Annotated in this window: 14 protein-coding genes; 13 read left to right on the top strand and 1 reads right to left on the bottom strand. The window is 38.1% G+C overall.

The annotated features are described in order from the left end of the window. Window positions 1-194 precede the first annotated feature (194 nt). From rfbF to P364_RS0118670, 11 genes are all read left to right on the top strand, one after another. Window positions 195-983, top strand: a complete 789-nt coding sequence (rfbF, locus tag P364_RS0118725; RefSeq protein WP_024631611.1) for a glucose-1-phosphate cytidylyltransferase — start codon at window positions 195-197, stop codon at window positions 981-983. Between the two features lie 39 nt (window positions 984-1,022). Continuing rightward, window positions 1,023-1,703, top strand: a complete 681-nt coding sequence (locus P364_RS35465) for a hypothetical protein (RefSeq protein WP_024631610.1) — start codon at window positions 1,023-1,025, stop codon at window positions 1,701-1,703. Window positions 1,704-1,961: 258 nt separating this feature from the next. After that, window positions 1,962-3,773: a glycosyltransferase family 2 protein gene (locus P364_RS0118710; protein WP_024631609.1), complete on the top strand. Its 1,812-nt coding sequence runs from the start codon at window positions 1,962-1,964 to the stop codon at window positions 3,771-3,773. 24 nt (window positions 3,774-3,797) lie between these two features. Continuing rightward, complete coding sequence (gene rfbG, locus P364_RS0118705) at window positions 3,798-4,883, top strand: CDP-glucose 4,6-dehydratase (protein ID WP_029881090.1); 1,086 nt, start codon at window positions 3,798-3,800, stop codon at window positions 4,881-4,883. 13 nt (window positions 4,884-4,896) lie between these two features. After that, window positions 4,897-6,126: a class I SAM-dependent methyltransferase gene (locus tag P364_RS0118700; protein WP_024631607.1), complete on the top strand. Its 1,230-nt coding sequence runs from the start codon at window positions 4,897-4,899 to the stop codon at window positions 6,124-6,126. A gap of 63 nt (window positions 6,127-6,189) precedes the next feature. Further along, window positions 6,190-6,723: a dTDP-4-dehydrorhamnose 3,5-epimerase gene (gene rfbC / locus P364_RS0118695; RefSeq protein ID WP_024631606.1), complete on the top strand. Its 534-nt coding sequence runs from the start codon at window positions 6,190-6,192 to the stop codon at window positions 6,721-6,723. Further along, the gene (locus P364_RS0118690) at window positions 6,720-7,643 is read left to right on the top strand and encodes an NAD-dependent epimerase/dehydratase family protein (protein ID WP_024631605.1); all 924 of its coding nucleotides are present in this window, start codon (window positions 6,720-6,722) and stop codon (window positions 7,641-7,643) included. The genes rfbC and P364_RS0118690 overlap by 4 nt, the downstream gene beginning before the upstream one ends. 310 nt (window positions 7,644-7,953) lie before the next feature. Then, window positions 7,954-8,343, top strand: a complete 390-nt coding sequence (locus P364_RS0118685) for a flagellar protein FlaG (RefSeq protein ID WP_024631604.1) — start codon at window positions 7,954-7,956, stop codon at window positions 8,341-8,343. A gap of 12 nt (window positions 8,344-8,355) precedes the next feature. Continuing rightward, complete coding sequence (gene fliD / locus P364_RS0118680) at window positions 8,356-9,927, top strand: flagellar filament capping protein FliD (RefSeq protein WP_236642136.1); 1,572 nt, start codon at window positions 8,356-8,358, stop codon at window positions 9,925-9,927. 21 nt (window positions 9,928-9,948) lie between these two features. Then, window positions 9,949-10,335, top strand: a complete 387-nt coding sequence (gene fliS, locus P364_RS0118675; RefSeq protein ID WP_024631602.1) for a flagellar export chaperone FliS — start codon at window positions 9,949-9,951, stop codon at window positions 10,333-10,335. Then, window positions 10,328-10,684: a flagellar protein FliT gene (locus tag P364_RS0118670; protein WP_024631601.1), complete on the top strand. Its 357-nt coding sequence runs from the start codon at window positions 10,328-10,330 to the stop codon at window positions 10,682-10,684. The genes fliS and P364_RS0118670 overlap by 8 nt, the downstream gene beginning before the upstream one ends. Before the next feature lie 127 nt (window positions 10,685-10,811). Here P364_RS0118670 and P364_RS0118665 read toward each other — a convergent pair whose 3' ends face one another. Continuing rightward, window positions 10,812-11,954 carry a DUF4309 domain-containing protein gene (locus tag P364_RS0118665; protein ID WP_024631600.1) on the bottom strand — a complete coding sequence of 381 codons (1,143 nt, stop codon included), beginning with the start codon at window positions 11,952-11,954 and terminating at the stop codon, window positions 10,812-10,814. Between the two features lie 327 nt (window positions 11,955-12,281). On the opposite strand from P364_RS0118665, the gene P364_RS0118660 reads away from it, so the two are divergent. Together P364_RS0118660 and hpf are read left to right on the top strand one after the other, a co-directional pair. Then, the gene (locus P364_RS0118660; protein WP_024631599.1) at window positions 12,282-12,479 is read left to right on the top strand and encodes a cold shock domain-containing protein; all 198 of its coding nucleotides are present in this window, start codon (window positions 12,282-12,284) and stop codon (window positions 12,477-12,479) included. A 416-nt stretch (window positions 12,480-12,895) separates the two neighbouring features. Continuing rightward, entirely contained in the window at window positions 12,896-13,459 is a 564-nt protein-coding gene (gene hpf / locus P364_RS0118655) for a ribosome hibernation-promoting factor, HPF/YfiA family (protein WP_024631598.1), read from the top strand. Window positions 13,460-13,928 lie beyond the last annotated feature (469 nt).

Genomic DNA, 13,928 nt, shown 5'->3' with positions numbered 1-13,928 from the left:
ATATCTATTATAAGAGTTGAAGATATTAAAAATAACGTACAACCTCAAATTTCGTACTCATAAGAATTACTTAAACCTTAAGAATAATCTAATATAGTCAGCACTATTAACAATAAATTCATCTTAGGATTTAAATAATTTATAAACACAAAGTATATTATGATCAAGTTGCTGCCAAAGGAGGATTTTAACAAATGAAAGTAGTGATTTTAGCGGGTGGAAGAGGTACTCGGATTAGTGAAGAATCTCATCTGAAGCCAAAACCAATGATTGAAATTGGTGATGCCCCAATATTATGGCATATTATGAAAATTTATTCCTATTATGGATTCCATGAATTTATTATTTGCCTGGGTTACAAAGGATACATTATCAAAGAGTATTTTGCTAATTATTATCGGCATATGTCTGAAGCAGTTACCTACGACTTTTCTTCAGGTTTAGATAATAGTGTGCATGTGCATCGGAATTCTGTTGAGCCCTGGAAAGTCACTTTGGTGGACACAGGATTAAATACAATGACTGGTAGCAGGATCAAACGAATTGAGTCTTATGTTGGGAATAATCCGTTTATGTTAACTTATGGTGACGGACTGGCTGATATAAATATAGACCAATTAGTAAAAAGTCATAATGAAAGTGGTAAATTGGCAACAATTACTGGTGTACAACCTGATGGCAGATTTGGACGGCTTGAACTAGAAGGGGATGCAGTAACCGGATTTGCCGAAAAGGTTAGAGGTGACGGGGGCTGGATTAATGGAGGATACATGGTTTGCCAACCCGAAGTGTTTAATTATATTGATAATTTTGATAGCACAATATTAGAACAAGCACCACTACAGGAATTGGCTCGGGATGGACAGCTTAATGTATACAAACATGAAGGGTTTTGGCAGCCTATGGATACTCTTCGTGAAAAATATATGTTGGATAGTTTATGGAGCTCCCAGCGAGCGCCGTGGAAGATATGGGATAGATAAAGTCATTTATCTGTATGCAATTGAGAGGATGATGAATACATGTTTGAGACTTCCTTAAATTCCTATGAACTTCAGCAATATGTTGTTCAACAATTAAATAATTTCTATCCTGATAATCGATTATTGCACAAAGAGAAGAGATTTGAATCTACTATAAATAGGGCATTGGAACGTACAGAGTATTGTTTTCAACATGTTTCATTGCCAACGTATCATCGAGATAAAAGAACCTATTTCTCTCATCTTCATGCTGATCAGTACACGGTGTTTTTATGGTTCTTATCTAACGAAATTTGGAGGGGATTCGAAGATGAAGAGATATCCTCGAAAATATTTGGGCTTAATAAGATTTTAAATGGATTCCACTGCATGTATAATGCGGAGTTACCTGATATCTTTCTAGTTCTACATGGAAACGGTATTGTATTAGGTAGAGCAACATACGGGAATTATTTGGTTTGTTTTCAGGGAACTACTGTCGGGGCTGTAGACGGTGATTACCCAACCCTGGGATCAGGCGTTACTATGGCACCAAATTCTTCAATCATAGGGAAGTGTAATGTTGGAAATTTGGTAACTGTAGGGAACCATGCTCTTCTTAGAAGTAGAGATGTTACTGATCAATCACTTTACTATCGCGATATAGATTCAGGTAAACATTCGATTAAATTTAGTGAGACCCCGTGGGCTCAATCATATTATAACGTACCTATACTCTGACCTGGAGACGATTTGTGAGAGTAAGAATGTACTTACTCAAGTATTAATACCGCAGTATCCTCTTGCGAAGAGAATAGGCTATTTCCGAAATGATATAGTGCTTTATACTTTTGGCGACAATATAGGAACCTCGTAGGTGTGTCGAATCTTTGTAGAAAAATTGCATGAATGATTTTGTGAACAAAATGATGAGAGCCATGATTGGGAAAAAATTTGGTGCGCTTGTCATCTTGGTGAATTTACATGAAGGGGTGGCACATGAATAACTCTACAGCAACTCAGATCCTTGAAGCTTTAAATGTTGGAAATGAGGGAATCCGCTATCTGGATGATTGCATTCAGCGTGGTGAACTAAGTCTGTCCGATCTTGGAATATTGAATAACATGCTTGATCTACTGTCAGCACTTGAAAACACAACTTTAGATGTATCTGCCCCAAACCGCGTTAATGAGATTATTGCTAACATTAGATACTATATTGAACTGCTTGAAATAAGTGTAAATGATAATGTGAAGACGTTCATATACGACTTTCGTTTTCACTTGTGTTCGTTGTTTCGGATTTTGGAGTTTGAATTTGCGTATCTTGTAGAGAATTACATTAATAAAGCTGATTATCCTTACCTCTATCCAGAAGTGGGGAACATTGATCATGATTGGATTGCGTCACAAGGAGAAGAGGCTAATCTTAAGGTTAGTGTAGTTTTAGTTGGGTACAACAATCTCGATTACACACGAGATTGTGTAGAGAGTATTTTAGCGAATACAGATGATGTAGAGTACGAATTGATTTTGGTAGATAACGGTTCAACGGATGGAACAAAGGAGTATTTTGACTCGATTTCAGGAGCGAAAGTAATTCATTTGAAGTATAATCTGCACGTTACAAAAGGATTCAATATAGGGCTGATGGCGGCAGAAGGCAAGTACTCGGCTGCTGTATGTAATGATTTTATTTTCACTCCAAAGTGGTTATGGAATTTAATTGAATGTATTGAATCGGATAGTAAAATCGGATATGTATCTCCAGCTTCCAATTCTATCTCTAATATGCAACAGATTCCAATTCCGTTCATTTCCAAAGAAGATTTTCAGGAAAAAGCTAGGAAACATAATGTTAGTGATCCTACAAAGTGGGAAGAACGTGTAGTGTTGCTACCTAATGTTTTGTGTTGTCCTACCGCTTTATTAGACCGGGTTGGTTATTATGACACACGCTTTTTCCGTGGTGAATTTGTAGATGATGACATTAGCTTCAAAATCAGAAGAGCAGGGTATAAGCTCATTTATTGTGCAGATACAGTGACACACCATTACGGGAGCTTGACAACTGCAGCAGATCATCTAACAAATTCACTTGAGGAAGGTAGACAAACTTTCTTTGAAAAGTATAAGCTCGATGCTTGGGAAGAGGCACGAATGCAGAGTTTCTACTTGGATATTGAACCAGAACTATTATCTGGTGTGTATTCTGTTTTGGGGATTGATTCTAAATGTGGGGCAACTTTGCTTCAAATAAAAAATAGGATATGGTTTGAGCAACATGTAAAGTCTGAATTGCATACCTTGACTTCAAATGATAAGTATAAGGAAGATCTCCTGACGATCTCAGATAAAGCATCCATCTTTAACGATTTTTCGAACTTAAAGCAAAAAATAGATAAGACAATTGATATGATATTTATCGAAGAGCCGCTAGACTCTTATAATATCGAACTTTCAGATCTCTTTAAATACTTAGCTGAGGCGTTGAATAAAGAAGGGAAATTGATTTTTACAATTAGCAACGGAATTAGCATAGAATCTTTATACAATATGTTGAACAACGCTAATTCAATACACAATAAAAAAAATTATGTTACAGATCTTGTCTGTAAAGAGGCCAATGGAGCTGGATTTGAACTCATTTCAATTAAAGATTATGCTATACCGCGCAGTTCTGAAAGTATAGCAATTATCAATAAATTATCTCACTCGTTGTCTAGTGGTGCGCAAGATGAAATCAATTACCTAAATACACTACTTAGTTGCTCTTATAGACTATTTCAAATGAAACTTAAATCCACTTAGAAATATGAAAGTGAGAATCCGAACATGCTTATTGATCCAAGCTTCTGGCAGAGAAAACGCGTATTTATAACAGGTCATACAGGCTTTAAAGGCAGTTGGCTGGCGTTATGGTTACAACATTTAGGGGCTGATGTATATGGTTATAGTAGCCCTCTACCAACTAGCGAGCCTAATTTGTATGAAATTGCACAAGTGTCCAAAAGCATGAACTCTACGTATGGTGATATTTTGGATTTTGGACAAATGCAATCTTTTATTCGTAGAATTCAGCCGGATATCATTTTCCACCTTGCAGCGCAGCCCTTGGTGCGTGAGTCCTATGCTGACCCAGTTGGCACATTTTCCACGAATGTCATGGGGACGGTGAATTTATTAGAGATTGCAAGGCATGTCGATTCAGTACGAGTTGTTATCAATGTAACAACGGACAAATGTTACCGGAATAGCGGGGAATTACTACAGGGTTTCACGGAAGATAGTCCTTTGGGAGGACAGGATCCTTACAGCGCAAGTAAAGCATGCTCAGAACTTGTTACTTCTGCATTTGAACAATCCTTTTATTCTAACAATGGTAAGTTATTATCCTCTGTTAGAGCGGGGAATGTGATCGGTGGCGGTGATTGGGCCGTCGATCGCATTATACCGGATATTATTCGCTCGGTAATAAATGGGGAAGTAATGAAAATTCGTTATCCTCATGCTGTTCGACCTTGGCAACATGTGTTGGATTGTTTGGATGGGTATCTATTGCTTGCTCAAAACATGTGGAGGTCTGGAAATAAATTCACAGGTGCCTGGAATTTTGGCCCTGGGGAATCTTCAATTTTGTCAGTAGAGAAATTAATTAAACAATGTAACAGACATTTAGGAAATAGACTTAAATGGAATTGTGAATCTGAGATACAGTTGTATGAAGCTTCCCGTTTGGTTCTAAATATTGACAAGGCAAAGAAAATGTTACAGTGGGAGCCCAAACTAAACATAGATCAGACGATAGAATGGACTATGGACTGGTATTTGGGTTATATGAACAATAGTTTTGAGCACAAAACGTTACAGCAAATAAAGGATTTTGAAAAAATAAAAGAAAGAAAAATTGCCTTAGCTTAAGGAGAATGATTTAATGTCAATTGAGAATTGCCGTTGTTGTGGAGCAGCATTAAATACTGTTTTTCTTGATTTGGGGATTTCACCACTGGCTAATTCATATGTGAAGTCAGAAAATCAAATGGAGAATATGTATCCATTGAGAACGTATGTTTGTGAAGTCTGTTTTCTTGTTCAAGTGCAGGAGTATGAGTCACCTGAACATATATTTAGCGATTATGCATATTTCAGTAGCTATTCAGATACTTGGCTAAACCACTCTAAAAATTATGTTCAACACATGATGGATAAGTTCCATTATACAAACGAAACACAAGTGGTTGAAATCGCAAGTAATGACGGATATTTACTCCAATACTTCAAAGAAAAAGGGGTAGCGGTACTAGGCATCGAGCCTGCGGAAAACGTAGCAAAAGTCGCTGTTAGCAAAGGTATCGAGACTTCAGTGAATTTTTTTGGAACTTCAGTAGCAAAAGAATTAAAGAAAGAGGGAAAGGTAGCAGATCTGCTTCTGGGAAATAATGTACTTGCACATGTCCCTGATTTGAATGATTTTGTTGCAGGCATGAATATATTGTTAAAGCCTCAAGGCACTATTACAATGGAATTCCCTCATCTACTTCAACTTATAGAGCATAATCAATTTGATACGATATACCATGAGCATTATTCATATTTTTCACTCACTACAGTTATTCGACTTTTTAAGCAGCATCATCTAACTGTGTATGATGTCGAGCAATTGAGTACTCATGGTGGATCTATTCGTATCTACGCAACTCATTCAGAAAACCCGGACTTACTAATTCAACCGTCTGTTCATGAACTGCTTGCTAAAGAAGATGAGCTCGGGATGACAAATATCGAGATGTACAGAGGATTTCAAGCGAGAATTGTTCAATTAAAGCGTCGAATTACAAAGTTTCTTATCGAATTGAAAGACGAAGGGAAGATTATAGCTGGTTATGGTGCCCCTGCTAAAGGGAACACTCTAATCAACTATTGTGGTATTGACTGCGATATTATTGATTTTACAGTGGATCGAAGTACGTATAAACAAGGTACTTTCCTGCCAGGATCACGAATTCCAGTATACTCACCTGAGAAACTAAAATTGACTCAACCTGATTATGTATTTATCTTGCCATGGAATTTAAAGGACGAAATTATGGAACAAACTTCATTCATTCATGAATGGGGAGGTAAATGGATTTTACCCATACCAGATATACACATTGTCGAATGATTGAAATTGGATATAGGCAAACATGTATAGCTGACGAGTGAACATTCAACGGAGGAATACTGGATGCGATTTATAGAAACGGCTTTACCCGGAGCTTATCTTATAGAATTAGAGTTACTGACAGATGTGAGGGGGCATTTTGCTAGGGCTTGGTGCCAAGATGAGTTTAAGTTACATGGACTTGAGACTTCATTTGTTCAGTGCAATATCTCATATAACGAGCGAAAAGGAACTCTGAGGGGATTACATTATCAGGCCTCTCCCTACGAAGAAGTGAAACTAGTTCGTTGCACAAAAGGGGCTATTTATGATGTCATCGTTGATCTGAGACCGGATTCGCCTAGTTATAGACAGTCGCTTTCTTTTGAGTTGTCGGATGAAAATCACAAAATGCTTTACATCCCCAAAGGTTTCGCACATGGTTTTCAAACATTGTCTGATCATACGGAAGTTTTTTATCAGATGAGCCAGGTGTATAAAGCGGAGTATGCGCGTGGAATCAGATGGGACGATCCTGTGTTTAGTATAGAATGGCCTGAAGAAGAAAATAGAATTATGTCAGAAAAGGACCAGAATTATAATGGGTATCGCCCATGAAAAAAAAAATAATTGTGACGGGAGCGAATGGATTTATCGGGAGCCATGTAGTGGATGAATTGGCACTTGCTGGGGAAGATGTATATGCTATTTCCTCAAAAGTTGAACACAAAATAAATACCAGTAATGTTACATGGCTGAAAGCTGATTTGCTTGATGATAATCAAATCGAGAATATATTCTCTATTGTCGGTTCTCCCACCCATCTTCTGCATTTGGCATGGGATACCACACCAAATCAATATTGGAATTCATCTTCAAACTTCAAATGGGTTAGTGCAAGCCTTTCTCTATTTGATCGGTTTCGTGTAGCTGGAGGTAAAAGAATAGTAGGAGTAGGCTCTTGCGCAGAGTATGATTTAAGTCAAGGATTATGCAAAGAGTCTGAAACTCCTCTGAGTTATAATACTGTCTATGGATCGAGTAAAAACTCACTACATCATATGCTAATGACATATTCCCAGCACTATGAAATTTCCAGTGCATGGGCGCGGCTTTTCTATCTGTATGGCCCCCGTGAACATCAATTGCGTCTAGTTCCTTCGGTGATTTTATCTTTGCTGAATGATAAGAAAGCAAAATGTTCCCATGGACAGCAGATTCGTGATTATATGTACGTTAAAGATGCAGCTCAGGCATTAGTGAAATTACTAAGTAGTGAAAGTAATGGGCCCGTTAATATTGGTTCAGGCAAGTCGATAAGCTTGTCTGAAATTATATATAAAATTGCTGATATCCTTCAACATAGAGAATTAATCCAGTTAGGGGCAATTCCAACCTCAGTTGAAGAACCTAAGATCGTTCTGGCCGATATAACTAAGTTGATAGAAAATACGGGTTGGACTCCATCCACGAAGATGGAAGATGGGTTATATGAAACTGTTCAGTGGTGGAAGTCCAGTCTGTCTGGAGGCAAGTAATGTTTTAAAAAAATCATTATCCGATATGTCAGTCATCTAGTTTAAGTGATTTACTAAAAGTAGCAATAGCCCCTTGTACCAGAATGCCCTGATAAATAATTTTGAGGCAGCAAGACAATTTCCAAGAGTGTGATTTGTAAATTTTGGAGTGCACTGAATGTGGGTTTGTGTATAATAGCATGTTCGATACTAACAAAGTTGTGTATAGATAATAAATTATGAGGAAGAGGTATTAAAATCAGTTCTGTTATTCAATGTCGAACCTCATTAGCCGATAAATATAATAAATAATTCCATCGGAGGATGAACAATGAATCTACAATTTTCACTTTCGACGAATATGGTGAATGGAACGTCAGGTTCAATGAGTCAGCCGAGCGATATATCCCAAAATCCAAACAGTAAACTTTTGCAAGCAGTCAGGAATGGAGTGGATTTATCCAAGCTGGAACAGCAAGGGGTTAGCATTCCTTTTGGAGAGGAGCACCTTATCAAAGCGATTGATAGGGCGGTAAAAGCTCTTCAGGGGCCTTCAACTACTTTGGAAATGAGCGTTCATGAGAAAACGCATCAAATTCTGGTGAAGGTTCTTAATAAGGAAACAGGTGAGCTGATTCGTGAAATCCCTCCAGAGAAAACGTTGGATTTAGTTGCCAAGATGATGGAAATAGCCGGAATTATAATAGATGAAAAGGTATAGGGGGTTGGGTAGATGAATATGCGTATAAATGGTTTTTCAGGAATGGATATCGACAGTATGGTTAAATCAATGATGACAGTGAAGAGAGTCCCATTGGATAAATTGAATCAACAAAAACAAATTCTCGATTGGACAAGAAATAGCTACAGGGAATTAAACAGCAAAATCGTTCAGTTTAGTCAAAAACTTGCAGATATGAATATGTCTAAAGCGACAAATACTCAAAAATCAACTGTCAGTGGTAATACAACAGCAGTTAGAGCAGAAGCAAACGCGGATGCTAGCGCTGTAGCTTTGACTGTTGAAGTGGAGTCACTCGCCAAAAAATCTGGTATACAGAGCAATTCGGGCTTGCTTACAACGGGTGGTGATAATGCGAAGTCAAGCACTACGTTGGGGGAGTTATCAGGTAATGCAGGACTAAATGATTATGACCTTAATATAAATGGGAAAACAGTTCAATTTTTAAAAGGGGATTCGATATCCACTGTGGTTGCACGTATTAACTCATCAATTCCTACAGTAACCGCAGCTTTTGATGAGGTAAGCGGTAAATTCACAATTACTAGTAAAGAGTTTGGCAAAACGATTACGGATTTGGGCGAAAGAAAGGTTACCGATCCAGATACAGGTGAAGAAACGGTTGTTAACGAGTCTACATCCAGTTCTCTTTTCTCAGTACTCAATTTCTCTGATACTACTGCAGATCCATTAGGTAACGGGAAAAAGTTTGGTGAAGGGGGGACTCTTAACTTTACAAAAGGTAAGGTTTATATTACTAGTGCTTTAGATCCCACACGTAAGCCTTTCGACACTGATAGCGATACACTAACAGTAAATGGCGTTAAATTGACGTTTCTGGAAGAGACATCTGGAACTCCGTCCAAAATTACTACACAGTCTGACCCATCTAAAGCAGTAGAAACAATCAAATCATTTGTTGACACCTACAACGAATTATTAGGGTTAATGAACACTAAATTATCAGAACAAAAGTATAGAGATTATGCTCCGCTGACATCTGAACAAAAGAAAGATATGACAGAAGATGACATTAAGAACTGGGAAGAGAGAGCTAAAAGTGGGCTTTTAAAAAATGACACTATATTAAGCTCAACAGTAGCTTCAATGAGAACTATAATTACTAGTAACTTAAAGGGTTTGAGTGAGGCGGGAATAACAACAGGGCAATATTATGAAAAAGGTAAGTTGCAAATAGATGAAGCCAAACTTAATGATGCACTGTCAAGCAATCCAGATAAAGTTCTGAGTATTTTCCGTGGCTCCAGTTCGAATATCGATGATAAAGGGATCTTTAGTGGATTGAGAACTGAGTTAAATTCAACATTAGACCTTTTTGTGAAAAAGGTAGGTACTTCCAATAGAGATTCTGATGCCAGCATGACATTAAAGACTGAAAGTATCATGGGTGAGCAATTAAAGAATTACAACAAAAGAATTACTGATCTGGAAAGAAAAATGACAGCTTGGGAAACTCGGTATTATAAGCAGTTTGCTGCCATGGAAAAAGCGATGAACCAGTTCCAATCACAGTCGTCGAGTTTATCAAGTTACTTTCAATAATTAAAGGAGGAATAATTCCTTATGATTACATCTCCTTATGAGAAATATAAACAATCCTCGGTACAAACCTCTACGCCTGGACAGTTGGTTATTATGCTATATGATGGTGCTATTCGATTTGTGAAGGTTGGTCTAGAGGGTATTTCAAGCAAGGATTACATGAAGGCTAACGTTAATTTGGGGAAAGCCCAAACGATAATTAGTGAACTGATGTCTACCTTGGATCACTCGTATCCTGTATCTAAAAATTTATTCTCCATGTATGAATATATGAATCATTTGTTAATTCAATCCAATATTAAAAAAGTGACACAACCTGCAGAAGAGGCATTGAACTACTTGCAGGAACTTCGTGAAACCTGGATTGTCGCCAATAAGCAATATTTAGGGACATCAATGAATGATTAGTAACCATGCAGCCATAAATACGGTTTTAAGTGAACTTTCGGATCTTACACATAGTTTTATGCTGCAATTGGAATCAAAAAATTCTGATGAGACCGAAAATTTCGTTAATGAAAGACAGGTATTGGTGGAACGACTACAAGAGGTTCTTTATGTTCAAGAGATGGATAACGAACAGCAAGATGAGCTGAAGCGTATTCTGGGCTATGACCAGAGAATACAGAGACACATGTTATCTCTTAAAAATGAGGCGCAACAGTGGCTGACCCAGCGAAGTGCAGCAAGATCTCAGCGGAGCGTATATGAAAACAATTATGCAGTAGATAGTTATCTGATGGATAAACGCAAGTAAATAAAGTGCAAATTTTTGACTGTTGAGACCAGCATTGCTTTTTGCAATGCTGGTCTTCGTACATAAAACGATTGGGATGTTACTTCTGGAAATGTGAATATAAAGGGTGAGTAGGTATAGTACTTGCTCAATAAATATTTGTAAAATCGATTAAGTCATCTTTTCCTTCATAATTAAACACTAATGTATGTTTCCCCAACCTGTAAGTCATTTCATATCCGCCGGCCGCTTCGTTATAATATTCATTATAAGGTTTACCCAGCCATAGCCTCACATTCTGTGGAGCGAGATTCTGCTTCTCGTTGTAAAGTTGCAGAATAGCTATGCGTGACTTGGCATTAAGTTCATGCATGTATGAATCAAAGCCTAAGCCAAATTGAGGATAGTAATAGAAGGCTCCCCATTCACCATTTCCACGAGACTTAGGTTTATTTAGATTACTCTGCACGGACTTGAGAGTCATTCCAATCTTGATGTCAGAGCGACCTGGCAACATACCCTTTGATGCAGCCGCCATAAGACTCTCCAGGTAGGCGCGATCCCCCATTCCGGAGTTTGGCCAAGACGATTGATCCAAATAACGGGTATCGCTGAGACGCAGCTCCAGCTTGCTAACATTTAGCTTGAATGTATCGACTGCATACTTGAATTGCACATTGTTATAATATTTGAATTGTACTCTGGAGCCTGATAGACTGCGAATACCATTATTTCTGGAAGCCCAGTATGCGTCGGAAATCTTTTTGCCTTTATTGTCGGTGAATTTTATTGGTTGTAACACACCAGAACGGATTATATAAGTATGGACCTCATTAAAGTTGGAAGTTCCCCAATCTGTAAGCATTAACATGTCAGGTGTTCCTGCTTCTTTCCCTTTTATTGTGTAATTCCAGGTCTGAGGCAAAATAATGGTTTCGATGGGTATCTTAGTGGATTGAACGTTTCCATACTTGGCACCTTTTTTTAGAAGCGCTGCACGATACGTTCCAGAATAACTTTTGTCACCTGTTTTATTGTTTGTCCAGTCATTAGGCTCTGTAAGGGTGTGTTTCTGCTCGTCATCCGCGAATATATAAACGGTGTAAGACGATTGATTTGCATCCCGCAGTGTGAAGGAAAGACGGCTCTTACTTTTGAGTTGATCGGCAGAGATTTGTTTTTCCTTTGCAGCGGCAGTTGTCGGTAGCATTAGTAATGTGCATAAAGTGAAGGTGGTGAAAATTAGTATTGCTAGTAAAGTCCACTTTCTGTAATGCTTTGAATAAATCATCGTTGATTCTCCTCTGGCTATTGTAGTAAAAATATGTAATATAAAACTCTATAAATTGTATCATTTTTGATGTTATCCGCACAGTAGAGGAATTCCAATTAATCTTTAATTAATACATAAAAATAGGCATATCACTAGTCTAATAACCTGATATATTAACAATACCTCATCATTCCTCAAAATCCCCAATTAATCTACAAAAAATTCCAAGAAAACATTTACTTTACCAATTGACAATGGATAAGTTTGGATGGTATCATCTGAATTGTGGGCAGAGGTTAAGGCCGTAAGCTTCACTTCATTTGATGACGAAGGGAATGTTAGTGCATGCAAGGTAAAGTAAAATGGTTCAACGCAGAAAAAGGTTACGGTTTCATTGAAACTGAAGACGGCGGCGACGTATTCGTACATTTCTCCGCAATTCAATCCGAAGGATTCAAAACTTTGGAAGAAGGTCAATCCGTAGAATTCGACATCGTCGAAGGCGCGCGTGGACCGCAAGCAGCTAACGTAATCAAATTATAATCATCCGGACAATCCGACCTACATATATGGTTAGATGGTTACCAATTGAATTATCGCTAGCATCAGACTCCGGTTTTTCCGGGGTCTTTTTTTGTTTTAATAGATTCGAAATTTGATAATCGCCGAAGAACATTATTCTCATGAATTCGATAGATTCAAGTTATAGTTTTTATTCATTTTACATAATAGATTGAAGGAGCTCGGAAACGGTTAATTACATCATCAAGCGCCTAATAAGACCATCCATGTTAATTAACGATTATGCCTCAAAATGGTGAAATATCGCGAAATATGGCGGTAAGCCTATATTGGCTGATGTGGCTTGAACAGATGTCATTATTCGGTCACCTGGAGTTTTTACATGGCGCTTACATTCGTGTTATAATGAAGTGGCAAAGGAAAAGGAGGAGTGCCCTATGAATTTAAGTATTCGAGGTCAACAAATCGAGGTTACCGATGCTTTGAAGGATTATGTCGACAAAAAGTTGAGTAGACTCGAGAAGTATTTCGATGCACCCCTTAACTCTGACGGTGCTGTTACCCTGAGCACGACGAGAGGCTTGCATACAGTAGAGGTGACGATCCCCTTGAAAGGCATTGTGCTCCGCGCCGAGGATGAGAGTGACGATATGTACGCTTCCATTGACTCCGTGGTAGACAAGCTGGAACGTCAGATCCGTAAACACAAAACGAAAATTAACCGTAAGTTCCGCCAGGAAGGCAGCCTGAAAACGCTCTTCGTGGAAGATCCGACAGGCACAGTAGCTACTGCTGAACTGGATACGGATACGGACGATGATGATTTTGAAGTGGTGCGTACAAAACGGTTTATGTTGAAACCAATGGACGTGGAAGAGGCGATCCTCCAAATGAACATGGTTGGCCACAATTTCTTCGTATTCTCCAACATTGAGAATGAAGAAGTCAGCGTTGTGTACAAACGGAACGATGGAAAATACGGTTTGATCGAACAAGGTTAATGGAGTCAGTGTAATTGACTGACCTAATGCACTGATTTAGTACACTAACCTGGTTTAGTAACTAAACTATTGAATTGAAAAATAATTTCTTAACTGATAGCGAATGAACACAGGGACATCTCAGCTTCCTGTATTGGATTAAACTAACAAGAGCCTCCATCCTTTATGGGATGGGGCTCTTTTGTGCGTTGTCGGGCTGGAAAAAAGTCGCTGGGGCAAGATTGTGAAACTATTTCCCATGCTACTGCGTCTAATATATAGTAGGAATGAGACAAATCCGTGCAATGAAGAATACCAAATTTCAAATACTCACGGAAATGTTACTGAGGATATGTTCTTTTTCTCAACATTGAGATTTTAATCCAAATTTACCACCAAAATTCGTTAACATGGCTTATCTAACTGGAAAATGAAATGATAGAATCAAGGGCTTCCGCTAACGACTATGATTTTTTGCACTTAAACTCCA

Origin of the sequence: Paenibacillus sp. MAEPY2, from assembly GCF_000499205.1 — a bacterium.
Classification (GTDB): domain Bacteria; phylum Bacillota; class Bacilli; order Paenibacillales; family Paenibacillaceae; genus Paenibacillus; species Paenibacillus vandeheii.
Note: the sequence above shows the minus strand (reverse complement) of the source record. Positions and strands in the feature narration are given on the sequence as shown.

Bases quoted from the DNA above. Each gene is read 5' to 3' on its own strand.
- P364_RS0118690 (WP_024631605.1), top strand. From the start codon at position 6,720: ATGAAAAAAAAAATAATTGTGACGGGAGCGAATGGATTTATCGGGAGC.
- P364_RS0118685 (WP_024631604.1), top strand. From the start codon at position 7,954: ATGAATCTACAATTTTCACTTTCGACGAATATGGTGAATGGAACGTCA.
- P364_RS0118700 (WP_024631607.1), top strand. From the start codon at position 4,897: ATGTCAATTGAGAATTGCCGTTGTTGTGGAGCAGCATTAAATACTGTT.
- rfbC (WP_024631606.1), top strand. From the start codon at position 6,190: ATGCGATTTATAGAAACGGCTTTACCCGGAGCTTATCTTATAGAATTA.
- P364_RS0118670 (WP_024631601.1), top strand. From the start codon at position 10,328: ATGATTAGTAACCATGCAGCCATAAATACGGTTTTAAGTGAACTTTCG.
- fliD (WP_236642136.1), top strand. From the start codon at position 8,356: ATGAATATGCGTATAAATGGTTTTTCAGGAATGGATATCGACAGTATG.
- fliS (WP_024631602.1), top strand. From the start codon at position 9,949: ATGATTACATCTCCTTATGAGAAATATAAACAATCCTCGGTACAAACC.
- P364_RS0118710 (WP_024631609.1), top strand. From the start codon at position 1,962: ATGAATAACTCTACAGCAACTCAGATCCTTGAAGCTTTAAATGTTGGA.
- P364_RS35465 (WP_024631610.1), top strand. From the start codon at position 1,023: ATGTTTGAGACTTCCTTAAATTCCTATGAACTTCAGCAATATGTTGTT.
- P364_RS0118660 (WP_024631599.1), top strand. From the start codon at position 12,282: ATGCAAGGTAAAGTAAAATGGTTCAACGCAGAAAAAGGTTACGGTTTC.
- hpf (WP_024631598.1), top strand. From the start codon at position 12,896: ATGAATTTAAGTATTCGAGGTCAACAAATCGAGGTTACCGATGCTTTG.
- rfbF (WP_024631611.1), top strand. From the start codon at position 195: ATGAAAGTAGTGATTTTAGCGGGTGGAAGAGGTACTCGGATTAGTGAA.
- rfbG (WP_029881090.1), top strand. From the start codon at position 3,798: ATGCTTATTGATCCAAGCTTCTGGCAGAGAAAACGCGTATTTATAACA.
- P364_RS0118665 (WP_024631600.1), bottom strand. From the start codon at position 11,954: ATGATTTATTCAAAGCATTACAGAAAGTGGACTTTACTAGCAATACTA.